The organism is Pseudomonas chlororaphis subsp. chlororaphis, assembly GCF_003945765.1.
In the GTDB taxonomy this organism is placed as follows: domain Bacteria; phylum Pseudomonadota; class Gammaproteobacteria; order Pseudomonadales; family Pseudomonadaceae; genus Aquipseudomonas; species Aquipseudomonas chlororaphis.
This window is the reverse complement of the sequence record NZ_CP027712.1, coordinates 4,128,460-4,153,744: the sequence shown is the minus strand read 5'-3', so window position 1 is coordinate 4,153,744 and position 25,285 is coordinate 4,128,460. Positions and strand designations below refer to the sequence as shown.

General features: G+C 63.9%; 19 protein-coding genes. 5 read left to right on the top strand and 14 right to left on the bottom strand.

The genetic code is table 11. The annotated features are described in order from the left end of the window. Nucleotides 1-612: 612 nt before the first annotated feature. The gene (locus tag C4K27_RS18775) at nt 613-1,605 is read left to right on the top strand and encodes a lipase family protein (protein ID WP_053261697.1); all 993 of its coding nucleotides are present in this window, start codon (nt 613-615) and stop codon (nt 1,603-1,605) included. 422 nt (nt 1,606-2,027) lie between these two features. Here C4K27_RS18775 and C4K27_RS18770 read toward each other — a convergent pair whose 3' ends face one another. From C4K27_RS18770 to C4K27_RS18730, 9 genes are all read right to left on the bottom strand, one after another. Next, nucleotides 2,028-2,405, bottom strand: coding sequence for a RidA family protein (locus C4K27_RS18770; RefSeq protein WP_081002311.1), 378 nt, complete (start codon nt 2,403-2,405; stop codon nt 2,028-2,030). A 177-nt stretch (nt 2,406-2,582) separates the two neighbouring features. After that, nucleotides 2,583-5,765, bottom strand: a complete 3,183-nt coding sequence (locus C4K27_RS18765; protein WP_053261696.1) for an efflux RND transporter permease subunit — start codon at nt 5,763-5,765, stop codon at nt 2,583-2,585. Then, nucleotides 5,762-6,991 (bottom strand): efflux RND transporter periplasmic adaptor subunit, encoded by a 1,230-nt coding sequence (locus C4K27_RS18760; protein WP_053261695.1) that lies wholly within the window; start codon nt 6,989-6,991, stop codon nt 5,762-5,764. Before C4K27_RS18760 ends, C4K27_RS18765 begins: the two co-directional genes overlap by 4 nt. Nucleotides 6,992-7,033: 42 nt before the next feature. After that, nucleotides 7,034-7,702 carry a hypothetical protein gene (locus tag C4K27_RS18755; RefSeq protein WP_053261694.1) on the bottom strand — a complete coding sequence of 223 codons (669 nt, stop codon included), beginning with the start codon at nt 7,700-7,702 and terminating at the stop codon, nt 7,034-7,036. After that, entirely contained in the window at nt 7,699-8,265 is a 567-nt protein-coding gene (locus C4K27_RS18750) for a DUF2165 family protein (protein WP_053261693.1), read from the bottom strand. Before C4K27_RS18750 ends, C4K27_RS18755 begins: the two co-directional genes overlap by 4 nt. Next, nucleotides 8,265-8,963, bottom strand: a complete 699-nt coding sequence (locus C4K27_RS18745; protein ID WP_053261692.1) for an HAD family hydrolase — start codon at nt 8,961-8,963, stop codon at nt 8,265-8,267. Before C4K27_RS18745 ends, C4K27_RS18750 begins: the two co-directional genes overlap by 1 nt. Nucleotides 8,964-9,012: 49 nt before the next feature. Next, nucleotides 9,013-9,819, bottom strand: coding sequence for an AfsA-related hotdog domain-containing protein (locus C4K27_RS18740; protein ID WP_053261691.1), 807 nt, complete (start codon nt 9,817-9,819; stop codon nt 9,013-9,015). A 117-nt stretch (nt 9,820-9,936) separates the two neighbouring features. After that, nucleotides 9,937-11,115, bottom strand: coding sequence for an MFS transporter (locus C4K27_RS18735; protein WP_238437492.1), 1,179 nt, complete (start codon nt 11,113-11,115; stop codon nt 9,937-9,939). Nucleotides 11,116-11,277: 162 nt separating this feature from the next. Next, nucleotides 11,278-11,796: a MarR family winged helix-turn-helix transcriptional regulator gene (locus C4K27_RS18730; RefSeq protein ID WP_007924376.1), complete on the bottom strand. Its 519-nt coding sequence runs from the start codon at nt 11,794-11,796 to the stop codon at nt 11,278-11,280. A 307-nt stretch (nt 11,797-12,103) separates the two neighbouring features. On the opposite strand from C4K27_RS18730, the gene C4K27_RS18725 reads away from it, so the two are divergent. Then, nucleotides 12,104-14,989: an ATP-binding protein gene (locus tag C4K27_RS18725; protein WP_053261689.1), complete on the top strand. Its 2,886-nt coding sequence runs from the start codon at nt 12,104-12,106 to the stop codon at nt 14,987-14,989. A gap of 92 nt (nt 14,990-15,081) precedes the next feature. Here the strand turns inward: C4K27_RS18725 and C4K27_RS18720 are convergent, their stop codons facing one another. The 4 genes from C4K27_RS18720 to C4K27_RS18705 all read right to left on the bottom strand — a co-directional run bounded on the left by C4K27_RS18720 (nt 15,082) and on the right by C4K27_RS18705 (nt 20,484). Beyond that, the gene (locus C4K27_RS18720) at nt 15,082-16,194 is read right to left on the bottom strand and encodes an alkene reductase (protein ID WP_053261688.1); all 1,113 of its coding nucleotides are present in this window, start codon (nt 16,192-16,194) and stop codon (nt 15,082-15,084) included. A 320-nt stretch (nt 16,195-16,514) separates the two neighbouring features. After that, a complete protein-coding gene (locus tag C4K27_RS18715) occupies nt 16,515-18,752 on the bottom strand; it encodes a xanthine dehydrogenase family protein molybdopterin-binding subunit (protein ID WP_053261687.1) in 2,238 nt (745 codons plus the stop codon). Continuing rightward, on the bottom strand, nt 18,749-19,222 hold the full coding sequence (locus C4K27_RS18710; protein WP_053261686.1) for a (2Fe-2S)-binding protein: 474 nt from the start codon (nt 19,220-19,222) through the stop codon (nt 18,749-18,751). Before C4K27_RS18710 ends, C4K27_RS18715 begins: the two co-directional genes overlap by 4 nt. Further along, nucleotides 19,219-20,484, bottom strand: a complete 1,266-nt coding sequence (locus tag C4K27_RS18705) for a cytochrome c (RefSeq protein WP_053261685.1) — start codon at nt 20,482-20,484, stop codon at nt 19,219-19,221. Before C4K27_RS18705 ends, C4K27_RS18710 begins: the two co-directional genes overlap by 4 nt. A 302-nt stretch (nt 20,485-20,786) precedes the next feature. Here C4K27_RS18705 and C4K27_RS18700 point away from each other — a divergent pair, with 302 nt between their 5' ends. The 3 genes from C4K27_RS18700 (at nt 20,787) to C4K27_RS18690 (ending at nt 23,780) form a co-directional block, all read left to right on the top strand. Continuing rightward, nucleotides 20,787-22,001 (top strand): MFS transporter, encoded by a 1,215-nt coding sequence (locus C4K27_RS18700; protein ID WP_053261684.1) that lies wholly within the window; start codon nt 20,787-20,789, stop codon nt 21,999-22,001. 115 nt (nt 22,002-22,116) lie between these two features. Further along, the gene (locus tag C4K27_RS18695) at nt 22,117-23,016 is read left to right on the top strand and encodes a LysR family transcriptional regulator (protein WP_053261683.1); all 900 of its coding nucleotides are present in this window, start codon (nt 22,117-22,119) and stop codon (nt 23,014-23,016) included. A 107-nt stretch (nt 23,017-23,123) separates the two neighbouring features. Next, nucleotides 23,124-23,780 carry a DsbA family protein gene (locus tag C4K27_RS18690; protein WP_053261682.1) on the top strand — a complete coding sequence of 219 codons (657 nt, stop codon included), beginning with the start codon at nt 23,124-23,126 and terminating at the stop codon, nt 23,778-23,780. Nucleotides 23,781-23,850: 70 nt separating this feature from the next. On the opposite strand, the gene C4K27_RS18685 is transcribed toward C4K27_RS18690, so the two are convergent. Then, on the bottom strand, nt 23,851-25,209 hold the full coding sequence (locus C4K27_RS18685) for an OprD family porin (protein ID WP_053261681.1): 1,359 nt from the start codon (nt 25,207-25,209) through the stop codon (nt 23,851-23,853). Nucleotides 25,210-25,285: the final 76 nt, after the last annotated feature.

Genomic DNA, 25,285 nt, shown 5'->3' with positions numbered 1-25,285 from the left:
TGGAGTACCAGAAGGTACAACTCACCTACACTTACCAACAGCAGTATGTCAGCCATGTGTTGAGCGATGTGATGGCGACACAAGTTGGAAAGTCATTTTTCTGCCCTGTTGTTTCCCGTTTTAGGCTCTGTACGAAATTCTTTGAAGCCGCTGCCGCACTTGAGCACCGGGTTCGGCAGTAGGCCACGATGGCAAAACGGTACGAATCCCCGATGCGGCTTGGAAGCGGGTTGCTGAATCTCTTCGAACAGCCCCGATGAAGTGGCCGACCGATGGCTACTCCAGTGGCTGCCCATCAAGTTGAACAAGCAGGGTTGAGCGCATCGCGTCGACAAACTTGCAGGAAGCTATGCAGCGATGGCCTCGTTAGTTTGAGCCATGCGGTGTTTGCGACGTTGCTTTGCGTACAGAACTTAGCGAATAGGCACTGCCGCAGGTCAGCCCTCTGATCCTTGGCCATCGGGGCGAATTGCGGCGATGCATTCGTTCTGTGCACCGTACTCACGCTTCCAAAACTGCGACTACACTCGGTCTTGCTGGCCCGGAAGGATCGACGGCAGCCATAAGTTTTCGTTGGTCCCTTGAAAACTTTCTTCGAGACAAGGAGCAGTCATGACTTCGCTAGACTCACTTCAGCAAAGGCAAATCAGTCTTACACACGCTTTCGTGGTCAATAATGCGGCGAGGTATTCGCCGTCATGGAAAAACATCAAGAACCCTTCACCAAGCCAGGTTAAAGACAACATTCTTTCGCGTCTTAATGGCTCCAAGGTAGGCGGCGGCTATGGCGTAGCCTGGGGCCCCGCGCTGGTGATGGATGGCGAGTACACGGCTCACATCACGGTGGTGCTGATCGGCGGGAGAAATGAGAACGACATCGTAGTAGTGACGAGCGGGACCCTTCTCGATTCTCCCCTGGACCAGCTGGATGATCTTGATATTTTTCCAATGGTGCCGTTGCAGAAACTTATCAAGAGCTGCCCGGTGCCGGCGAACATATCTCAGGGAACTGCGGGGGGTGTACACGCGATATTGCATACGGCATCCAAGATCGGTTCTCAGGGCACGCTGTGCGATTTTCTAGGGAAGCAGCGAAGCGGGGCGACGATCCGGTTGGTCGGTCATAGCCTTGGCGGTGCGCTCATGTCGGTGGTCGCGCTTTATCTGAAAGATAAATTCTCGGGCTTTAACTTTTATTGCGAAACGATTGCTGCACCAACGGCTGGCGATGGTTTTTTTGCGAGCTATTTCAATAAGCAAATGGCCGGTAATGCGCTACGGATATACAACACTCTGGATGTTGTACCGATGGCGTGGTGCGCCACTTCTCTCGACTTCTCCTTGACGCTCTATGAGCCAACCAATGTCATTGATGAAGACACGAAGAAAGCGGTTTGCCGTGGAATAGATACCGTTACAAACAATAATTTGAACTATACGCAATGGGGCATGGGCAGCGCACAAATGGAGCTGCGGCTGTGTGGGAAACTGCAATCCAGTTGCACAAGCTATAAAGCCCAATCCGGCTATCAGCACATCTACGAGTACATATCGCTGCTGGGGTTGCAGCCTGGCGATATACCGATGCCACCGTTTGGCAGCTAGTGCGATAGTCTCGTCGCCAAGAGGTTCGAGTTGCAGTTGCCGGCATTGCTTCGGGAAGCCTGTGCAACTGCAATTCGCGCATCCGGGAACGGCTTGGGAAGCTCCGGACAAGTCCCCAAGCCTGCTGAAATACGGCCTCACTGCAAAACTGGTTCTCCCCGAGGGATCATCGAGCGCCTACCCGAGGGTCAAAGTTAGCGCACGATAAGGCGCAACGAGATGCGGAACGACGTTAGAGTCGGGTATCAATCCAGGCCCAAACATATTTGTTAAGCCAACCTTGATGTTCCCCACGGCTCAGTTTGATGACGAAGATACGGTCATTGCTATCAAGTTTAAGTCGAAGATCTTCCTGCGGACGGCGGCATCGGTATGGCGCCTCTTCTCCGATGAGGGGACATCCACAGGTTCAATGGCCGAACTCAGCCAGGTACTGCAAATACCGCCTCGATCTCGATATTGACCTCTGGCGAGAACAATCCGGCCACCCTCACCAGTGAGCTGGCCGGGTAGGCACCGCCATAGTTCTTCGACAGGACTTCACGCAATGCGCCGACTTCGTCCATCGAGGTCACGAAGATGGTCACCTTGATGAGGTCGCGCATGCCGATTCCCTCGGCCTGGGTGACGCGCTTGATCTGTTCGAATATGGCTTCGGCCTGCCTGGCGATGTCTTTGCCCTGGGCCGGCGTACCGAAGGCTGTCATGCCGGACAGGTACAGGGTGCCGTTGTGACGAACCGAAACGGAGTAGGGGCCGGCCGGTTCGGGCAGGGTGGGATAGTTCTTTCTGATGACCACTGAGGTTTCTCCATTAGCGGAAATGGGGCTATCTGCCGCCGATGCGGGCAGAGCATTGATCAGGCCTGCCAGTACACAGGCAACTGCAAGAGCTTTCATAACGCGACTTCTCCGTCCACAAAAAAATGCTGCTTCAACCGGGCTGCCAGCCTCCGCCAAGAGCCGATAGCAGGCGACTCATGTTTTGTCCTCCCAAAACACCTTCTTCATGGCGGTGCGCCGTTGGGCGCGTCTTTCCACCAGGCGACGCAGCCATACATAGAAGACCGGGGTCAGGAGCAGGCCGAAGAAGGTGACACCGACCATCCCCGAGAACACCGCGATGCCCATGGCCCGGCGCATCTCGGCGCCGGCACCGGAGGACAACACCAAAGGCACCACGCCCATGATGAAGGCGATGGACGTCATCAGAATCGGGCGTAAGCGCAGATGGCAGGCCTTTAGCACTGCGTTGACGCAGTCCAGGCCCTGCTGCTGTTTCTCCCGGGCAAACTCCACCAGCAGGATGGCGTTCTTGCACGCGAGCCCCGCCAGCACGATCAGGCTGATCTGGGTGAAGATGTTGTTGTCGCCGCCGGTGAGCAGCACCCCGGCAATGGCCGACAGCAGGGTCATGGGGACGATCAGCACCACTGCCAGCGGCAGGCTCCAGCTCTCGTACTGCGCGGCCAGCACCAGGAACGCCAGCAGCACGCACAAGGGAAAAACCAGCAGGGCGGTATTGCCGGCGAGAATCTGTTGGTAGGTTAGCTCGGTCCACTCATAGGCCATGCCGTTGGGCAGCTCCTGCTGCAACAGCCGCTCCATGGCTGCCTGGGCCTGGCCGGAGCTGTACCCCGGAGCCGGGCTGCCGTTGATCTCGGCGGACAGGAAACCGTTGTAATGCATCACTCGGTCGGGACCGGACGACTCCCGTATCCGGACGAAGGATGACAACGCAATGAGGTCGCCCTGCCGGTTGCGTACTTTCAGCCTGCCGATCTGCTCCGGCGCCACGCGGTATGCCTGCTCGGCCTGGACATTGACGTGGTAGGTCCGCCCGAAGCGGTTGAAGTCGTTGGCGTACATCGAGCCCAGGTAGACCTGCAGGGTGTCGAAGATTTCGTCGATCGCCACCCCATGGACCTTGGCCTTGTCCCGATCGATATCCGCGTCGATCTGCGGGACGTTCACCTGGTAGCTGGAGAATACGCCGGCCAGTTCGGGTAGCGCCCTGGCTTTGTCCACCAGCGACTGAATCTGCTGGTAGAGCGCTTCATGCCCCAGGCTGCTGCGGTCCTCGATCTGCACCCGGAAGCCCCCGATAGAGCCCAGGCTTTCCACTGGCGGTGGGGGAACCACCATCACGAAGGCCTCCTGGATCCGGCCATATTCAGCGGTCAAGGCCTGGGCGATGGCGGTGTCTGACATCGAGGCGTCCTTGCGTTCATCGAAGGATTTGAGCGGGATGAACATGAGCCCCGCGCTTGCGCTGTTGACGAAGCCGTTGATGGACAGGCCGCTGAAACTCACGGTATTGGCCACCCCCGGATGCTTCAGGGCAAGCTCGGACATCTTCAGGATGACGGCCTCGGTACGGTCCAGGCTGGCGCCTTCGGGCAGCTGGGCAAAGGCGACCAGGTACTGTTTGTCCTGCTGAGGGATGAAGCCTGTGGGGGTTTTCTCCAGCCCCAGATAGGCCAGTCCCACCAGGCCGACATACAACATCAGGACGATGGAGCCCGCTCGCAGCAGTCGCGTGGCGAGGCTGACATAACCCGCACTTGCCCGTTGGAACAGTCGGTTGAATGGAGCGAACAGCCAGCCCCCGAACAGTCGGTCGATCAGCTTCGACAGACGATCCTTGGGTGCGTCCTTGCCTTTGAGCAGTATCGCGGCCAGGGCGGGCGACAAGGTCAACGAGTTGAACGCCGAGATCACCGTCGATATCGCGATGGTGAGCGCGAATTGCCGGTAGAACTGCCCGGTGAGGCCGGAGATGAAAGCGCTCGGAATGAACACCGCGCATAGAACCAGGGCGGTGGCGATGACCGGGCCGGTCACTTCCTTCATCGCCTGGCGGGTCGCTTCTACCGGCGACTTGCCCATGTCGATGTTGCGTTCGACGTTCTCCACCACGACGATGGCGTCGTCGACCACGATACCGATAGCCAGCACCAGGCCGAACAGCGATAGCGCGTTGATGGAAAAGCCCAGCAGTTGCATGACCGCGAGCGTGCCGATCAGGGACACTGGCACTGCGGCTAGCGGAATGATCGACGCGCGCCATGTCTGCAGAAAGAGGATGACCACCAGTACGACGAGCGCGACGGCCTCCAGCAGCGTATACACCACCGCGGTGATGGAGCTGCGCACGAAGATGGTGGGGTCGTAGCCGATCGAGTGTTCGACGCCCGGTGGGAAGTCTTGAGCGAGCTCGCTCATCCGCTTGCGAATCCGGTCGGACAGCTCGATGGCGTTAGCATCCGCGTCCTGGAAAATCTGCAAGGCGGTGGAGGGGCGACCGTCGAGGTGCGCGCGCAGGGCGTACTGGCTCGAGCCCAGTTCGATGCGTGCGACGTCGCGCAGGCGGACGATTTCGCCGCGCTCGCCGACATGCACGATGATGCGCTCGAACTCGTCCTCGTCGACCAGCCTGCCTCGGGCGTTAATGAGCAACTGGAAGGCGTTGTCGCTCGCGTTTGGCGGTGCGCCGAGCGAGCCGACGGCGACCTCCCGGTTCTGCTCGCGGATAGCGCGTATCACATCCGTCGCGGCCAGGTTGTAGGAAGCCACCTTGTCCGGATCCAGCCAGACCCGCAGGGCATAATCGCCCATCCCCAGCAGGCGGATGTCGCTGACACCCTCGATCTTGTACAGCTCGTCGATGACGTGAATGGTCAGGTAGTTGGCAAGATAGGTCGGGTCGTACTGGCCGCTTGGCGAATACAGGTGAACGACCTGGGCCAGCGCCGGCGACGTCTTGTCCACCGTCACGCCCAGCCGCTGGACATCGGGAGGCAGCTGGGTGGTCGCGCGGGTGACCCTGCTTTGCACCTGGACCAGCGCGGCATTGAGGTCCGTGCCCAGTGCGAAGGTCAGGGTCAGGGTCATCGAGCCGTCCGAGGTCGACTGGGAGGACATGTAGAGCATGTTTTCCACGCCGGTGATGGCCTGCTCCAGCGGTGAGGCTACGGTCTTGCCGAGCACGTCGGGGTTCGCGCCCGGAAATTGTGCCCGCACCACAATAGTGGGCGGCACGACTTCCGGATACTCGCTGACCGGCAACTGGAACAGAGAGACGATTCCGCCGATCAGAATGAGCAGCGACAGGACGATGGCGAAGATCGGGCGTCGCACAAAGAACTGCGAGATGTTCATGGCGATGTCCTCCGCTCCGGGCCTTGTTGTGCGACAGGCGTCGGTTCGGTAGAGGCATTCAGCCGCGTCAAACGGGCCAGCACCTCAGCGGTCGCCATGGCCACCGGTTCCGGTGTAACCCTGGCACCGGGACGGGCATGCTGCAGGCCATTGACCACGATGCGGTCTCCTGCCTTCAGGCCCTTGCGGATCACGCGCAGGCCTTCGACCTTGGGGCCAAGCTGGACGGCGCGATAGCTCACCACCGCATCTTTGCCCAGCACCAGTACGAAGCGATTGCCCAGGTCGGTGCCAATCGCTTCGTCTCGGACCAGGGTGGCGGGGTAGCGGTCGCTGGCGGGTAATTGCAGGCGAACGTAGAGCCCGGGGGGCAGCTCGTTTTCGCCGTTGTCGATGACAGCACGTGCCTGCAGGGTACCGGTACGCGGATTGACTTGGTTATCGAGGAAGTCCAGGCGACCTTCATACGCGGGTCGTTCGTCGGTACTCAGTGCCAAATGCACCGGCACACGGGAAGGGGAGAAGGCCTTTTCGCTTCGTATGCGGCGAATCTGTTTCAGGTAGGTGGCTTCGTCGATATCGAAGTACGCATAGAGCTCCTTCGTGCCCACCAGCGTGGTGAGCAGTGTGGCCCCCTCATTGACCAGATTCCCGGCGGTCACCTGCGCGCGACCGATGCGGCCGTCGATGGGCGCCGTGATGCGAGTGAAGCTCAGATTCAGGCGCGCGGCGTCGAGTTGGGCGCGGATCGCTGCAACGGCGGAACTGGCTTCCTGGTACGCCGTCTTGCGCGCGTCAGCCAGCTCGGCGGAAATCGCCTGGTTGGCCCTCAGCTTCTCGCCGCGCTGGGCTTCACTGGCGGCGCGGGTCTGTTTGGCGCGGGCCTGCTGAAGTTGTGCGTCGAGGCGATTGACCTCCGCCTGCAAGGGCCTGGGGTCGATCTGGAACAACAGCTCGCCTTTCTTGACGAGCGAGCCGTCTCGAAACAGCACGCGGTCGATATGCCCGGAGACCCTCGGCCGTAGATCGACTGACTCCGGGGCTTGAAGCCTGCCCGAGAACTCGTCCCAATCGGCGAGAGACTGGACGACGACCTCCGCGACGCTGACGACGGGGAGGGGGTGTTCCGTACTCGCTCCCTGGTTGGGCTGGCCGCAAGCGCCCAGCGTGCTGACGGCGACCAGCGCCAAGGCGTGCTTGAGGCTGTTGGAACTGGAGGTGCGCATGATTGACTCCCAAAGATGGTTCACCTGGCCCTGACGGCGGCGTCAGAGTGACTGGGCCCAAGCGCCTGGTTGCGTTGCCAGCCAGCTGTCATGCAGCCATTTCTCGGTCTGGCGCTTGCCGGGGAAGGTGATCCAGACGATGTCGCGTTCGAACACCATGGGCTTTGCGTCGCTGCCGACGATGATCCAGAACCAGCGACCGTCGACCAGATTGCGTGCCTTCACTTTCATGCCGCTCAAGGTCACGACCTCTTCGTGGCCGTCGCGCGTCACCTTCAATGGTTCATCGTGGGGTTCGATCCAACTGATCTTCATACGCTCGATCAGGTCGGGGGCATGCTGCTCGAGAAACAGCCTGGCAATTTCCTCGGAGCGTTCGCGCGACGGCAGTGGCTTGCCGACCAGGTCCAGCGACATATTGGCGAAGCCCTTGAGCACGCCGGCGTCCGAAACCAGGGTGCTGAAGTGTTCGCCATCCAGTCCTGAGTTGCGGCCATCGCTGCGCACGTAGCGGGTGAGTAGCGCTTGCTCGCCGTCGACAGTTACCTGGCGACGAGCGGACTCCTGGTAGATGGAAGGCACTGCGATCAGGCGGGTGGCGGGCTGGTGCATGGCAGGTTTCTCCTTGGGCGAATCGGTGTTGGCGGTGGCAGTGATCGCTGCCAGGGCCATGACGAGGGCAATGCTTGCGGTGCGAACCGGCGAGTTCATGGAAGGCTCCTTTCGAGTGGTTGACTGCCAGGCGTGGCAGGGGCTGCGGGCTGTACAGCTGGCCATGATTGGGGCTCGCCTTGAACGAAGAGCAGTGCCACCAGGCCTATCAGAACCAGCGTCATGTGCACCGATTGAATGGCGCCCTGCTTCAGCCAGTAGCCGAACCACAGGCCTCCGCAGATGAAGCCGAACCACAGCAACAGGAAGCAGGTCAGGGCGACGACGGCGCGGTTGCGGGCGACGTCCAGCGCGGTACGACTGCCCAGGCGCCAAGCCCTGGCGTAGGTGAATGCCGCATACCAGAGCAGCATCGAAACGACGATCTGGATGCCTGCCACCGCGTACAGCGCCGTTTCGGCCCAGTGCGCTGGCCAGGCGCGCCAGCGTAGGGCCGCGCCCAGCAGTTCCTCTTCTTCCAGCAACGCCATGGAAAGCGTGTTGCCGATATGGAAGCGGTTGGTTTCCGGGTCGGTGAGGTTGTTGAATACGGCGATGCTCAACCAGAGGGCAAGGCTGGCCACCACCGCCAGGCGGCTGAAGGAGAACGGGTGAAACGACATCATGGTTCTCCTCGATGCAGGGACGCGTCGGGGTAGAGGATGGGCCAGTCACGTTGCTCCGCATGCCTGACCAGGGCCGGGTCGCCCGCCACTACCGTAGGTTTCCCGACGCTCATCAAGAGGGGGAGGTCCGTCAGGTGATCGCCGTACCCATAGCAGTCGGCTGGATCGACGCTGAGCGTATCCATCAGGCGCAAGGCGGCTTGCTGTTTGCCCAGGCCAATGGTTTGCGGCGGGATGAGCTGGCCTGTAAAGCGCCCATCGCGCGTTTCCAGCCGGTTTGCCAGAACATGGGGCACACCCAGCTCGGCTGCCAGTGGAGCCAGAAACTCCATGGCCGAACCTGAAACGAAGGCGACGATGTCTCCGTTGCCCTGGTGCTCCTGAAGTGCCTGCAGGACTGGACGGATGAAGAATTCCGAGCGCGTCCTTTCCTGGACGTACCAGGCCTGGGCCGCGTCGGCCACCAGGTCGGGCTGGTGATCGCGGAAGTCTTCGTAGAACAGCGTGTTGATGGCAGAGCGATCGAAACCTTTCCTGATGTACTCATCAATACGTTTGGCAGCGGCAACTTCCGCCTCACCGCCACGTTCCTCTCCCCATAGCCAGCGAAAGTAGAACGCTTGGAAACTGAACATGCTCTTGAGGTCGATGAGGGTTTCATCGACGTCGAAGAAAGCGATTCTTCGTGCTGTCATTACGATTACTCGAAAGGCGCTTGCACCTGGGTGCAAGCGGGCGATGGGATCAAAGGGTGGGAATCGGCTCGGTCATCAACTGCGCATGCGGGTGCGGGGTCATGCGCAAGCGGCGGCGCAAGGTGTCGACTTGTGAGGACAGGGCGCGAGAGGCGAGCGTGGCCTCGCGCAGACCGAGGCGCTTGGCATCCATGACGCAGAACTTGACATCCACGCCAGTGACGGATTGTTCGCCCTGCCAGACCTCCATCGTCGCCTGCACTTCGACGCGGTCGGGGCGCGGTTGCTTCAGGTCGATCAAGCGATAGCGGATCTGCGCCGGCAGCGGGAAGGCGAAGGCGGTGTAGCGGACATTCATCTCGTTGAGGACGAAGTAGCGCTTATGCGGTTTGTAGTCGTCCAGATGGAAGCGCTCCGTCACCGCCAGGAACATCTGGCGGCACGCTTCGAGCAGCACCATGCCTTGCACATGCTGTCCAGTGAGGTGGTCGAGCATCAACTCGTTTTCGGCATGGAGCAGGAGGCTGGCGGTATAGAGGCCTTCCTCGTTCCTCTCCGGAACGGAGATCAGCACGTTCTTGCGCTGGCGCTTGTGGGCGAGCTCCTGGCCCGCCAGCTCCGCGCCCGTCCACAGGTCCCAATGATCGAATTCATCGGCATGCCCGCTGGCGATCGCCATGCGATAGGCATGCTGAATTTCCTTGCGGCCAAGCCCCTGCCCGGCAACGACCTTGCAACCTCTCAGCACGGATGGTCCCGGTGTCTTTAGCACCAGCAGCAGCGTGCTGTAGGACATCACGTTTTCATGCCTTGCGAAGTCTTCGAACTGGTTTGCAACTACAACGTAGATACCCATCAATGGATTCCCTTTCTATACCCGGGGCCTTCGGCAGGTCGTTTGGCCGATACCGGATTACTACAAAAACAGACCCGCTTCCCACTGACGTCCTGCGTGGAAACCAGGGCCGCTCGACTAGCGCACACGGGAGCTGTCATCTACCCGTGCAGCGCTGTACAACGCTGCAGCGCCGAGCCCCGCTGCGAGTACCAGAAGAAAAGATTCCACCTGCCAGGCGCGACTGATGTTTGCCAGCCACGGTCCAAGGCTCGCCCCGACAAAGAGCACGAAGGTGTAGAAGGACACCGCCAGGCCGCGAACATCGGGCGATGCCGCCGCGGCGATTCGAGCGATCAGCCCGGGGACACTGATGGCCACTCCCGCGACATAGACGACACTGGCTGCCAGCAGCAGGGAAATGTGTTCTTGACCGGCGCTTGCACAGAGCACCAGTCCAAACGCCGCGACGCCAAGCCCCGTGGTAGCGACCCGCTTGGCTCCCCAGCGACCAATCAATTTGGCAGCGAGCAGTGGCGCGAGAAACGCCGGCAACGCCACGCCACGTGCTTGCATTCTGCTGATGCCCTGGCTTTCTATGACCTCGCCCAGGTGCATATCCAGTCCTATGTAAAAGGCGACGAATGACATCAGCAGCAGGAGCGCGGGCAGATAGACCCGGCGCAGGGCCGGGTTACCGAGCAAGGTGAAGATGGGCCGATATCCTTCCCACATCGAGCCCTTCGGACGTACCGCTCGGGCTCCTTCCGGGACTGTGGCCAGGCGCAACGCGGTCGCGGCATAGATCACCACCAGCGGCATGAGGGCGTAACCCAGGCCCCAACGCCCCGCAACGAGGCTGCCGTAGATCTGCCCGAGCAAACCTGCCGACAGGAATGCCGTACTCATCCAGGCCACTCCCCACACACGTTGCCTGGGGGTACCGCGCTCGGACAAATAGGCGAGGGCCACGGGCGGGAAGGAGGCGGCGGCGAATCCCTGCAATGCACGGCCGCAGATGAACAGGGTCGGCGTCTGCACCCATGCGAGCCCCAGCGTGATGATGGCCAGCAGCACCAGGCCGCCGACCATGACCGTCCTGCGGCCAAGGCGATCGGATAAAGGCCCGAACACCAGAAAACCCGTGGCGTATGCGAACCCGAAGGCGCCCAGTGCGAGGCCAGCCTGTTCCTGCGGCAACTGATAGGCCTGTGCCAAAAGGGGCAGGATAGGCACCGGGATATACAAGAGAGAGACCACGGCGAGTGCGCAGAACACCATCTGCACCAGCAAAGTCGCTGTGGGTTGTTGAGCCATATCCTGTGTAGATGTGTGCATTGCTACATATCTCGATCAATAGAGGCGCCAGGGCATTGAAGTCGCGGCGTTACTGGCCGCGACGCGAGGGAGCCGCCCAAGGTTTCATTTTCTGTAGGTTGCTGTGTAGCGTGCTACATGATTTTTAAAAGACTCGGCCGATCAGCCGAGTTCCGTTTCCAGGCGCATTGTCCGCAGGGCAGGGGCCACCCTCATCATCAGTTTCACCAAAAGCTCGCGCTCATCGTCTTTGAAGTGGCTCATGAACTTGGCGACCCACTCGTAGTGTTTGGGCAGCACCCGGCCAAGGGTGCTGTCGCCCTCCGGGGTCAGCCGGACGATCCAGTAGCGCCCATCGTCCGGGTCCGGATGTTTCGTACAAAGACCGGCAGCTTCCATCTGCTTGATGGCGCGCGTCATCGTCTGCGAAGCCACGGCTACCCCATCAGCCAGCGCGCCGATCGAGAGCCCCCCAGGGTTACGCTTGAGCAGCAGCAGGACGAAGAACGGTGTTTGGGCAAGATTCTCGTGCGCGAGGTTGGCATTAAATGCCGAGAGCATTTCATCCGTCGCCGACGCCCATACCAGCCAGGTATAGAGCCCCTCGACATCGGGGTTGTCATAGAGCTTGCCGAAGTGCTCGAGGGTTTCGCGCGAAGGCAGGTCTTTCAGTTCGAACATGGTATCTGTGCATGGCTGTGTAGTCGGCTGCATGTTGGTGACCGAGTCGTCGGGATGTCAAGCCAACGCTAATTGGGCTGACCAATTCAGATAAATCATAGAGGGGCAAGAAACAGTCGTACTCATTGTGCGGTATTCGTCTGTCAGCCCCTGCCTTCGATGGTCTAGGATGGGCTATTTGCCGTCGGCAAAGCCGCCAAGACCTAGAGTTGCAATTGAGTTCACGACATTTTCGACCGCGCCGCAGTGACCGCCTGCGAATCGCCACCTGCCGCAAATCCCGCAAGTACCCCAAGGAAGGTTCCCCATGCTACTGAGGTCCCTCGCAGCTATTGGCATTCTGTTGCTGGGTTTTCTTTCACCGATATTTCCGGCTCACGCGCAAGACATCGCGTTGTCCGGTCGGATGACCACCAGCAGCCACCCCTGGCTGGACCCCAGGGCGCGGCAGTGGCTGGAAGGGCGTGGGCCGTTCACGATCGGGGTCGTGCGTCTCGATTATCCGCCCCTGTCAGTGCTCTATGGCGACCGCTACCAGGGCATCACCGCCGACTATCTGGCCCTGATGTTCGAACGGCCGCCCAAGGTGCGCGCCTACTCGTCGCGGGCATCCGCGCTGACGGCCTTGCGCAGTGGCGAGATCGACCTGCTGGGCGCGGGCAGCGATGTCGAAGGCCGGGAAAATGGCCTGCTGCTCAGCGAGGCTTACCTGTCCGACCGGCCGGTGCTGGTGACGTCGCAGGCCCAGCCCTTCGATCCCGACCAGGCCGGTAGCGTTCTGGGAATGACCGTCGGCTATCTTCAGCAACAGGCGGTACGAGAGGTCTATCCCCATAGCAAGGTCGAGCTTTTCGATTCGCCCCAGCGCGCGCTCGAGGCGCTGGTCCTGGGGGATATCGACGCGGTGTTGGGGGATGCGCTGTCCTCGCATTACCTGATTCAAACCCATTATCTGCTGGGCCTGCGCATCGACAACTTCGCTCCTGTCGACAGCCAGGGTTTCCGCTTCCTTCTGCGTCCGGGTGACGAGCCGCTGAGGGGCATCATCGACCGGGCGATCCCCGGGATATCCAGGCGCTATGGGGACGATATCCTGCGCAGCTGGAGCGCCGGCCGCCGCTTGAGCATCGACGAAGCGCGGGTGAAGCTGGCGCCCGCGGAACAGCGCTGGCTGGACAGCCACCCGCAGGTACCCGTGGCCATCAATTACTCGCTTGGGGCGCTGGGCGAGCTGGGACGGGACCGCGACGTCACCGGCATTGGCCGCGACTACCTGGAGTTGATCAGCCAGCGCAGCGGCCTGAAGTTCTCCTACCTGGGCACGCCAAACACCCTTGAAACCAACAAGCTCATCGCCGAGGGGCGCGCGCTGTTGACCCCGGCCATGCCTCAGTCCGAGCTGTTCGAGACGCCACTGGATGTCTTGCCGCCGTACCTGCGCAGCTCCACCGTGCTGATGACCGCAGCCAGTGCTGGCCGCCGCGCCGGCCGGCGTTTCACCGGGCTTGCCGATCTGCATGGGAAGACGCTGGCGACGGGTGAAGGCTACTTTTTCATCGATACCATAAGACGTGATTATCCGGAGATTCAGCTCAAGGTGTACCCCACGTTCCTCGAGGCCATGCGCTCGGTCGATTCGGGGCAGAACGAGGTGTACCTGAGCAGCGACTACACCGGCCGCTATTTGTCGGCCCAGTACTTCGACAATCGCATCCAGGTCACCGGAATCCTGCAAAGCACCTCCACGCCCATCGGCATCGGGGTGGCGAAGAACCAGCCGGAGTTGCGCAGCATCCTGGAGAAGGCGCAGCTGGCAATCACGCCTGAAGAGGTCGCGGAAATAGTCAAAGCCTGGGCGCCGCGTTTCTCTAGGGGCGGGAGCGACTTCTGGCGTGACCATCGCGACAAGATTCTCCAGCTGGGCAGCCTCTTCGCGATCCTGATCGCCATCTCGCTGATCTGGGCCTTCTACCTGCGACGCCAGGTCCGCAGGACCCGGGCGGCCGAGGAACGGGCCGAGGCCGCCAACCAGGCCAAGAGTGTCTTCCTGTCGACGATGAGCCATGAGATACGCACGCCGCTGAACGCGATCATCGGCCTGCAGGAACTCGCCCTGCGCAGAGCGAAACAGGGGGAGGCCGACAGCGTATCCCTGTCCGTGGCCCAGGAAGCGGCCCAGGGGCTGCTGTTGCTGCTGGGCAATGTGCTGGATATTTCTCGCATCGAGTCCGGAAAGATCGATTCGTTTCCTGAACCGGTGCTCATCAAACACCAGATTGAAGGCGTCGTCTCGGTAGTGGCGGGCATGGCGCGACAAAAAGGCCTCACCCTGGACGCCAAGGTGGAAGGCGACCTGCAGGCATGGGTGCTGCTGGACCCGCTGCATTTCAAGCAGGTGCTGTTCAACCTGCTCAGCAACGCCATCAAGTTCACCGAGCGCGGCGGCGTCACCCTGCAGGCCCGCACCCGTCGTGAAGGGGACAGCTTGCGCCTGGACCTCGATGTCATCGATACGGGCATCGGCATTGGCGCCGAAGACATGGGCAAGCTGTTCAAACCCTTCTCCCAGGTAGGCGTACCAGGCACTGAACAGATGTCCGGAAGCGGCCTGGGGCTGAACATCAGCCGCCGCCTGGTGCAACTGATGGGGGGCACGCTCAACCCGCGTAGCGAACCTGGCAAAGGGTCGTGCTTCAGCCTCGAATTGAGCCTGCCCATCTGCGACCCTCCAGCCGCTGTCGAGGGCGAAGCTGCGCAGCAGGCCCAGTCCGTTTCCGTTTCTGCCCAAGTGCAGCCACTGTCCATCTTGCTGGCCGAAGATAACGCCTTCAATCGCGTCACCCTCAACACCCAGCTTGAGACCCTGGGGCATCGGGTCGTGGTCGCGGAAGACGGGCAGGAAGCCTTCAAGCGTTGGTTGAGCGCGGACTTCGACATCGTGCTCACGGACGGCATGATGCCCAGAATGGACGGCTTCGAACTCGCCAGGCGGATCCGCTGGGAGGAGGGCCACAGCGGCCTGCCACGCTGCCGCATCATTGCCCTGACGGCTAGCATCGAGGCGAGTGCGGTGGAGCGCTGCATGGCCGCCGGGATGGACCAGGTTTTGTTCAAGCCTGCGACCCTCGAAACGCTGCGGCAGGCTATCGCGTCCGGCCCGGCAGGCGGAACCGGCCCCGAGGAACCCCGATAAGCCGAAGCGGCCCTTTGCACGCTGGGTATCGGCCACCCTCGCAAGCGTGGCCGACTCGATGACCCCGGGAGCAGGGTCACCGGGATCGCTCCTTATGGATGAACGGGGTAGTCGATGTATCCGCGCTGATCGCCACCAAAGAAGGTGCTTGGGTCGGGGGCATTCAGCGCCAGCCCGTCGCGGATCCGCCGGGGCAGGTCGGGGTTGGCTAAAAAGGGCCTGCCAAAGGCGATCAGGTCGGCGCGGTTGGCGGCCAGGGCCTGCTCCGCCGATTGCGGATCGTAGCCGCCGGCGAGCATCAGCACGCCGTTCCACTCTGAGCGCAGTTGCCCGATGATCGCGTCCCAGCGCGGGTCGACGTTCTCGTCCTTGACGGTGCCGACCACGGCCGGTTCCACAAGGTGCAGATAGGCCAGGGGCCAGCGGTTCAGGGATCGGACGATATGGCCGAAGGTGGCCTCGGGCGTTGCGTCGCCCATGCCCATGAAGCGACCCATGGGAGTGAGGCGTACCGCCACTCGTTCGGCGCCCACCTCATCGGCGACGGCCTCCACGACCTCCAGCAACAGCCGGGCGCGATTTTCCACGCTGCCGCCGTACGCGTCCTCGCGCTGATTGCTGTTGCTGTTGATGAACTGGTCGAGCAGGTAGCCGTTGCCTGCGTGGATTTCCACGCCGTCCATGCCGGCCTTCAGGGCGTTACGCGCCGCGCGCCGATAGTCGTCGACGATCTGCGCGATCTCCGCCACTTGCAGGGCGCGCGGCACCGGCACATCGCCCCAGACGCCGTTGCCCTCGTCGTCGACGATAAAGGTCTTGCCTGGAACCGGCAGTGCGCTGGGCGCCACCGGCAGGGCGTTGTCGGGCTGGAAGCTCGGGTGAGAGACACGCCCCACATGCCACAGCTGCATGAAAATCAGCCCGCCGGCTTCGTGCACCTGGGTGCTCACTTGACGCCAGGCCGCCACCTGGGCATCGCTGTAGATTCCCGGGGTCCAGGCGTAGCCCTGGCCCTGGCGGGAAATCTGCGTGGCCTCGGTAACGATCAGCGCGGCACTCGCGCGTTGCCGGTAATACTCGGCGTTCATGGCGGTGGGCAGGTCGCCCGGCTGGCCGGCGCGGGAGCGGGTCAGTGGGGCCATGGCCACGCGGTGAGCCAGGGTGTAGGGGCCGACCGCAAGGGGTTGGAACAGGTGCTGAGTCATGGGTATTTCCTTATGAGGGCATCGATCGGGATGCCGTGGGTGCTCAGGCGGACGGTGCCTGGTTGAACAACAGGTGATTGCCGATTTGCGTGTCTTTGTTGGGCTCTAACCTAATCCGCCGGGCCGTGGCTGATAATCCAGCCGCCGCTCTACGCTGCATTGCGTGAAACGCAACGTCCTGAAGGGCGACGGGTGCATGGCGCGGCGGGCGGGCAGTCGATGGCGGGCGCGGCGATTGGCCCGCTCGATCCTCGATGCCTTGGCAGACTGCGAAAGGGCCGCCGCCGAAGCAGCGGCCCGGCCCTGCGCCGGACTCCAGGCTAGGCCGGTTGCTCGGAGCGGGTCAGGGGCAGGTTCAGCCAGCGCCGGCCGGTGGCATTGGCCACGGCATTGCCGATGGCGGCGGCCATGGGGCCCTGGACGATCTCGGCGGCGCCGAGGAATGGCTGTCCCGGCTGGTCGAGCAGATGCACCTCGACCTGCCGAGGCAACTGCGGAAAACGCAGGATCGGATAACCGCTCCAGTCGTAGCTGCGCACGCCGCCCGGGTCGTAGCCGACCTTTTCGAACAGGGTCCAGCTGGCGGACTGCACGATGCCGCCTTCCACCTGGTTGCGCAGGCCATCGGGGTTGACGATCTGGCCCACGTCCACCGCTGTGACCACTCGATCGAGCTGGACCTCGCCGGTCTGCGGATGCACCCGCAGCAGGACGGCGATGGCGCAGTAGCCCATGATGTTTTTGTAGCGGGCAAACGCGAAGCCGATGCCTGCGCCGGGCTCCTTGCCCTTGTGCGGCCAGCCGCTGGCGTCCTGCACCCGTTCGACCACCGCCCGTGCCCGCGGGTCGCTCAGGTGGGCGAGGCGCAAGGCCACCGGATCGGCGCCGGCCCGGGTGGCCAGTTCATCGATGCAGGCTTCGATGGCGAAGATATTGATGTGGGCCCCCAGCGAGCGCATGGCGGAGGTGCGAAACGGCATGCGGGTGACGAAGTTCATGTCGATGCGGGTGGACGCCAGGGTGTACAGCGGCACGGCATTGCGATCGCCATCCCCTTCGGGCTGGGCAATGGGGATCGAAGGCGCGGAAACGAATGGCCGGGCCAACAGCCGCGCGGGAATCAAGCGGCCGGCATTGACGATGCGTTCGTTGTGCGGCGTGGTCCACAGCTCATAGGCCCAGTCCTGCAATCGGCCCTGGGCATCGAGGCTGGCCTGGACCTCGGTGAGCATGGCGCTGCTGTAGGGCTCCCAGAGGTTTTCCTGCTCGCGCATCCACTGCACGCGCACCGGCGTGCCGACGAGCCGCATTGCGATCAGCGCGGCATCGGCCGCCGCGTCGTCCGCGCCGTTGTGGCCGTAGCACCCGGAGCCCTCGGTATGGATGCAGCGCACCCGCTCCGGTGCCAGCCCGACCATCTCGGCAATCCCCGCGCGCAGCGGGTAGACCCCCTGGGTGTGGGTCCAGACCGTGAGCACGCCGTCCTTGAGCCAGGCCACGGCGCAGGACGGGCCGATGGAACCGTGCATCAGGTACTGCTTGCTGAACCGCGCGCGATAGCGGGTGCTGGCGCCGACCGCCGGGTTGCCTTCATGGCTGATCGGGTAGCGGCGCGCGGGCAGGCGGGTCAGTAGCGCGTGGATGTCCCGCGCTTCGGGGATCGCCTCTCCAGCGCTCCAGCGGGCCTGCTCATAGCCGCTGCGCATCGCCTTGATGGCTTGCCACTCATCCCGGGCGACCACCGCCAGGTAGTTACCATCCTGCACCACCCGCACCACGCCGGGCAGGGCCTTTAGCGCCTCGGCATCGAAGGCTTCCAGGCGGCAGCCAGGGCGGGGCGGGCGGATCACCCGGGCATGCAGCATGCCCGGCAGGCGCAGGTCCTGGATGAACGCGGCGCCGCCACTGACCTTGGCTGGGATATCCAGGCGAGGCAGCGAGTGGCCGATCAGCTTGAACGCGGACGGCGGCATCGAGGGCGATTGCGCCTGCGCATAGTGGTGCAGGTCCACGCCCTTGACCGCCTCGGCATAGGGCATGCGCTGCCCGGCCGGGCCCTGGATCTGGCCCTCGTGCGTCGTCAGCAGCGCGGCGTCGACGGCCCAGCTGCGCGCGGCCGAATCCAGCAGCAATTGCCGGACCTGGGCCGCGGCGTTGAACAGGGCCGTGCCGCTGTCGAAAATGCTGTGGCTGCCGGCGGTGTAGCCTTCGTTGGGCGTCAGGGCGGTGTCCGCGGTAAGCAGGGTGATTGCGCCTGGCGCGAGGTCCAGGCGTTCGGCGGCAATCTGCAACAGCGCGGTTTTCACCCCCGTACCCAATTCGGCCTTGCCGGTGTAGACGGTGACGCCTTCGGCCGCGACGCGGATCCAGGCATCGAGGTAGGGGTTGGTGCGCAGGCTGCCCGGGAGATCGGGCGCCAGTACTACCGTGCCGAGGGTATCGACTTCGCTGTCGGCCAGCGCCTGGCGCGCCGCCGGGACCAGGGTGAACGCCAGCACCAGCGCGCCACCACGCAGGAACGCGCGGCGCCCCTGGTCGACTTCATGGTGCCGGGTCATGGGGCGCTCCGCTCTTGCCTGGCCACGCGGCCGATGGCGTCGATGATCCGCAGGTGGGTGCCGCAGCGGCACAGGTTGCTCGCCATATGCTCGCCAATGGTGGCTTCGTCCGGATGAGGGTCGCGCTCCAGCAGCGCCTGGGCGCGCATCAGCATGCCGGCGATGCAGTAGCCGCACTGGGCGGCCTGGGCCTCGATAAAGGCTTTTTGCAAAGGCCCCGGGCGCTCCGCCGTACCCAGGCTTTCCACCGTGCGGATGGCCTTGCCCTCCAGGCCGCTGCAGGGCGTCAGGCAGGAAAATACCGGCCGGTCATCCACCAGCACCGTGCAGGCTCCGCATTGGCCCAGGCCGCAACCGTACTTGGCGCCATTGAGCCCCAGGTGATTGCGCAGGGCATACAGCAACGGCATGTCGGGCTCCAGCTCCAGCGCATGGGGCGAGCCGTTGACGTTGAGGGTCATGTGGGTCATTGCGCCTCCTGGCGTAATTCGTGAAGGGTGGAAGCAAGGTCGGCCCACGGCTGGCCCGGGCTGGCCTGTTCGCGCAGGAACGAGGCCAGCGCCGCCAATTGCTGGTTGTCCAGGCTGGCGGCGAAGGGCGACATGGCCGGGCCGGGCAACCCCGGGGTGGCGGGCACGCCTTCGAGCACGGTCTTGAGAAAGTTGCGCGCGCTTGAGGCATGCAGCGCCGATGTCCGCTCCAGGGCCGGGCGCCCATCGATCTGGCGCATCGGTGCGGCCGGGCCATGGCAACCGGCACAGGCGCTCTGGAACAACTGGGCGCCAGGCGCCTGCTCGACCACTTCAGTGGGGCGCGCGGTGGCTGAAGCGGGTGCGGCGGGAGCGGGGTCCTTGAGGCTCAGCAGGTAGTCGGCAATCGCCTCGGCGTCGCTGGTCGGCATGTTGCCCAGGCTGAGGCTGACCGGGCGCATCGGCCCGGCGGCGGTGCCATGGCCCTCGACCACCTCAGCCCGCAGGTAGCCCGCCAGTTGCTCGCGGCTCCAGGGCGCGGCGCGGTTGGCCAGGCCCAGCAGGGACGGCGCCTGCCAGCCGTCCACTATGCCGCCGGCAAGATGCTGGGCGGACTGCTCGGCGCCCAGCGGGTTGAGCGGAGAATGGCAGCCGGCGCAATGGCCGGGGCCTTCGACCAGATAGCGGCCACGGTTCCAGGTTGCAGACTGCTGTGCCACGGGCGCCAAGGGCTCCGCGTGCAGGAACAGCAGGTTCCAGAACGACACTAGCGGGCGGATGTTCATCGGGAAATTCATCCGGTTCTGCATGGCCGACGAATGCTCGGCGGGGCCGCTCATCAGATAGGCGTAAAGGTCCGTGATGTCCCCGTCCGTCATGCGTCGGTAGTAGGCGTAAGGGAAGGCCGGATACAGCAAGTGCCCGTCGCGGGCGACCCCTTCGCGCATCGCCCGCTCGAAGGCCGGCAATGACCATTGGCCAATCCCGGTCTCGGCGTCCGGGGTGATGTTGGTGCTGTAGAGCGTGCCAAAGGGCGTCACCAGCGCCAGCCCGCCGGCCAGGTAGCGGCCGCCGGGGCGGGTGTGGCACACCGCGCAATCGCCGGCTTCGGCGACCCGCTCGCCGCGTTGCACCTGGGCGGCGTCGAAGCGTTGTGGCGGTTCGGCCGGCGCGATCGCCGGGCGCCACATCAACAGCGCGGCGCCTATTGCGCCTGCCGTGGCGAGAACCACAGCGCCCAGCCACAACTGCCTGGCGTTCATCGGGTCACCCTTCATTGGTCCGTGGAATCCGCGTGGGCGGACAGTGATGCAGTCGGGGTCATGGAAGTCTCCTTGAGCCGCTGAGGAGAGCGGTGACGGACCGCCCGGTGGCAAGTGCCCAAGGGTAGAGAAGGGGGGGGGACGGCGGAATTGGCAAACCGCGCAAAGGCCTTTTGCGCCATCGGCAACGCCGGGATCGTTGCGTGATGCGCATTGCTCAATTGCCCCGGCGGTGGATTCTCCCGATTGGGCGTCGCGCCTAGCCTTGGCGAAACTTTTCTCCACGCGAACGAGGTTTCATCATGCCTACCGGCAACTTTGCAACGACGGCCAGCATGGCGGTTAAGGGCGAACGGCCCGCCACCCTCTCTGGCGCCCTGGTGGCCTTGCTGGCCTTCTGTTGTGGCGCGGTCGTCGCCAACCTTTACTACGCCCAGCCGATCGTCGAGCTGATCGCCCCGCAGATCGGCCTGTCGAATGCCCATGCCAGCCTGATTGTCTCGCTGACTCAGCTCGGCTACGCCGCAGGCCTGCTGCTGTTGGTGCCCCTGGCCGACCTGATGGAAAACCGCCGCCTGGTGGTGGGGTTCACGCTGGCCGTGAGCCTGTGCCTGATCGCCGCGGGCTTTACTGAGTCACCTTCGCTGTTCCTGGCGTTGTCGTTGCTCATCGGCCTGACTTCGGTTGCGGTGCAGATTCTGGTGCCGTTGGCTGCGCACATGGCACCCGAGGAAAGCCGCGGGCGGGTGGTCGGCAACATCATGAGCGGGCTGCTGCTGGGCATTCTGTTGTCGCGCCCGCTGTCGAGTCTGCTGGCCCAGGCGTTCGGCTGGCGCGGGGTGTTCTTCAGCGCCGCGGGCCTGATGGCGGTGATCGCCTGCGTCATGGCCGTTGCCCTGCCACGGCGCATGCCGACGCATCAGTCTTCCTATGGCGAGTTGATCGGCTCGGTCTTCGCCCTTGCGCGCCGCCATGCCGGCCTGCGTGAGCGCTCCTTGTACCAGGGCTTGTTGTTCGCCAGCTTCAGCCTGTTCTGGACCATCATGCCCATCGAGCTGATTCGCCAGCACGGCTTCAGCCAGGCACAGGTGGCGGTGTTCGCCCTGGTGGGCGCGGTGGGGGCGATCGCGGCGCCGATCGCCGGCCGGCTGGCCGACGCCGGGCATGGCCAGCGCGGTACTCTCGTGGCCTTGTTGCTGGCGCCGCTGTCCCTGCTGATAGGGGCGCTGCCGGGCAGTGGCTACCTGTGGCTGGTGGTGTGCGCGGTGCTGCTGGATTTTGCCGTGCAGTTGAACATGGTGCTTGGCCAGCGTGAGGTGTACGCCATCGACCCGCACAGCCGGGCGCGCCTGAATGCGGTGTACATGACCAGCATCTTCGTCGGCGGCGCCCTGGGCTCGCTGGTGGCCAGCCCGCTGTATGAGCAGGTGGGATGGAGCCTGTCGGCGACTTTGATTGCCGCGGTTCCTGGCTTGGCGCTGCTGCTGTTTCTCAGCCGTCGGTACCGCCAGGGGTGAGCCACGTTGAATGCCCCAGGGCGCGGGCCGCGGCGCTTGAGCACAACCATACAAGACACTTCATGCACCCTCAGGCATAGTCCTTCGATTGATTTTTTGCTCGCGGAATCGGCTTATGGACAAGTTGCTGGCGCTGAAGATGTTTGTTGAAACCGTGCGCTGTGGCGGCTACTCATCGGCGGCGCGCAAGCTCGGCCTGTCGACGTCTTCGGTGACGCGACAGGTGGCGGGACTGGAAAGCGAGCTGGGCGCCAGCCTGCTCAATCGCACCACGCGCAACACCAGTGTCACGCTCGCCGGGCAGGCCTATTTCGACAAGGCCGTGGCGATTCTCGAAGCCATCGACGAAGCCGACGCCAGCGTCGCCGATCGTGGCAGCGAAGCCCAGGGGCATCTGCGGGCCAGCGTTCCGGTGGAGTTCGGCCGGCGCATCATCGCCCCGCACCTGGGGCGCCTGCTCGAACGCCATCCGGGGCTGGAGATCAGCCTGTCGTTGAGCGACCGGGTCAGCGACCTGATCAGCGAGCGCATCGATGTCTCGGTGCGCCTCGGTTCCTCGGTGGTCAGCGATGACATCGTCAGCAAGAAGATCGGCGACTTCCAGCGTTGGGTCGTGGCCAGCCCCGACTACCTGGCACGCACCGGCCTGCCGCGCGAGCCGAGCGACCTGCTGGAGCACCAGTGCCTGCGCTTCGACTATGGCGGCGTGCACCAGGACTGGACCTTCCAGGGTGACGAAAACCCCCAGCGCTTGGGGGTGCAAGGGCGCTTGCAGAGCAACAACGCCGACATCCTGCGCGAGGCGGCGCTGGCCGGTGGCGGCGTGGCGCTGCTGGCCGACTGGCTGGTGCGCGACGATGTCGGCCAGGGCCGCCTGACCCGCGTGCTGGAGCAGTACGAGGTCAATCCCGGCACCGCCAGCACCTGCATCAACGCGCTGTACCTGCCCAACCATCGCGGCTCCAGTCGCATCAATGTGTTTATCGAGTTCCTCGAGGAAATCCTTGCCGCCTGAGCCTCGCTCGGGTCTTGAGCAAGACAGCGTTGCGCGCCCTGTGGCTACTCGTCCGGCAGGTGTGCGCCTAGAGTCTGGCCATCATTGGTAGAAGCAAGGTGGTCGCTATGGGTAACGTCATTCATCTGGCGTACGACTTCATCAATCCCTGGTGCTGGATCGGCGAGCTGAACCTGCGCCAGGCCATGGCGGCGGCGCACCGGCCACGGCCGATCGTCTATGTGCCGAGCCGCTCCACGTTCGATCTTCCCGCCAGCCGCATCGAGCAGGGCGAGTACGCCCGGCGCCGGTTCGGCAGCCTGGCGCGCAGCCGGTTGTTCGAAGCGCAGATCACCCGGGCCGGCCAGGCGCTGGGGCTGCGTTTTGCCTTCGAGCGAATCGAGCGCCTGGTCGACAGCGACCCGGCGCACAGCCTGATGCTCGAGCGTGCCGCCCGCGGTGGCGACTGCGCCGCGCTGTTCGCGCGGATCTTCCGTGCCTATTTCTGCGAGGGCCGCGATATTGGCGATGCGCGGGTGCTCGCGGAGCTGGGCGGGGACGGCAAGCGCGAGCAGGAGCGGCTGCTCGACTACCTGCGCAGTGGTGAAGGACTGGCTGCGTTGCAGTGCCACAAGCGCGATGCCGCGGACTGGTCGGGCGGGGTGCTGCCAGCCTTTCGCATCGGCGACACCCGGGTCTCGGGCGCCCAGCCCGGTGCTTTGCTGGCGCGGGTGTTGCGGGACGTGACGGTGCCAGACGCGCAGGTGGCCCATGCCTTGGGTTAGCCGTCATCTGGCCGCTGCCAACGGGCCTCCCCGGCGCACGGCCCGAGCAGGCTCGGCCCACCGCGCAGGATCAGAACGGCCCGAGCTTGAGCGGGTACTGAATGACGAGGTACAGCCGGTCGATATCGTCGCCGGCCTGGGCGGCGTTGGCCCGGTGGCTGACGTGGGACAGTTGCAGCGACAGGTCCTTGGCCGGGCCCGATTGCACGATGTAGTGCAGGTCCAGGTCGCGTTCCCAATGGTGTCCGCCCCGGCCCTGTTGCGGGCTGTAGGTGCCGCTGGCGCTGTCGAAGGGGTTGTAGGCGCCGCCCTGGGGCGCGTGGCTGCCGTCGATGCCGCGGCCGCTCACATAGCGCGCCATGAAGCTCAGGCCGGGAATGCCCAGGGCGCCCAGGTCGAGGTCGTAGCGCGCTTGCCAGGAGCGTTCGCCGGGGCCGTTGAAGTCGGCGTACTTGATCGAGTTGGCGAGGTAGATGGAGTCGCCGCCGACGAAGTCGAAGGGCGTGTCGCCGTGGACTTTCTGATAGGCCAGGGTGAATGCCTGGGCGTCGATCCGGTACTTGCCGGAGAGGCTGTAGGCCGTGGTGTCGATGGCGCCGGCCGCGGCCTGGCCCTGGTCGCGGGTGCGGTACAGGTTGCCGTCGAGGAACCACTGGCCAAGGCTGGCATGCAGGTTGGCGTAGTACTGGCGCCAGGTGTCGCTCAGCTCCGAGGCGTAGAGGGCGCCGCCCAGCGCCTGGCCGGCGAACAGGTCGGCGCCGATGAAGTCGATGCTGGCGTGGCGGGTGGTTGCCCCGTAGCCGGAAAAGTCGCCCTTGGCGGTGGAGGCGTCCTGGTTCTTGAAGGCGTTGAAGTGACCGGCCTGCAGGTCGAGCCCTTCGAGTTCCCGGCTGGAGAGCAGCAGGCCACTGGCGTATTCCGGTTGCAGGCGTTTGTCGGCGGTGTCGAATACCGGGGTCGCCACGGTCATTTCACCGAGCGCCAGGGTGGTCCGCGAGGCCTTGAACTTCAGCGCGCCGCCGGCGCTGGAATAGCTGCCTTCGCTGCGCCCGTCATGATCCAGCGGCAACAGGCCCGTCCCGGAATGCCCCTTGCCGCCGTCCAGTTTCAAGCCCAGGAAGCCGTGGGCATCGACCCCCACGCCGAGGGCGCCGGGGGTGAAGCCGGACGCGAACGAGGCGATGAAGCCCTGGGCCCATTCCTGCTTGTAGCTCTTGCCGGCCGGGGTCGGGGAGCGATAGTCGTTGTTGAGGTAGAAGTTGCGGCTGAGCACTTCAAGGCTCGCCCCCTCAAGGAAACCGGGGGTGTCCTGTGCGCTCTGTGCCGCCAGCGCCGGGGCGCCGCCGCTGAGCAAGGCGAGCAGCCACAGCGGCGTCAGGCGGATGCACATCGGCCCGGGGGCGGTGAGGTGTTTGGAGGCAAGCAGCATGCTGATTTCCCGCGTCAAGGTGGGTGGCCCAGGACGCGGCTGGCCGCGGGTCCGGCAGCTGCCGGCACGCCTTCGG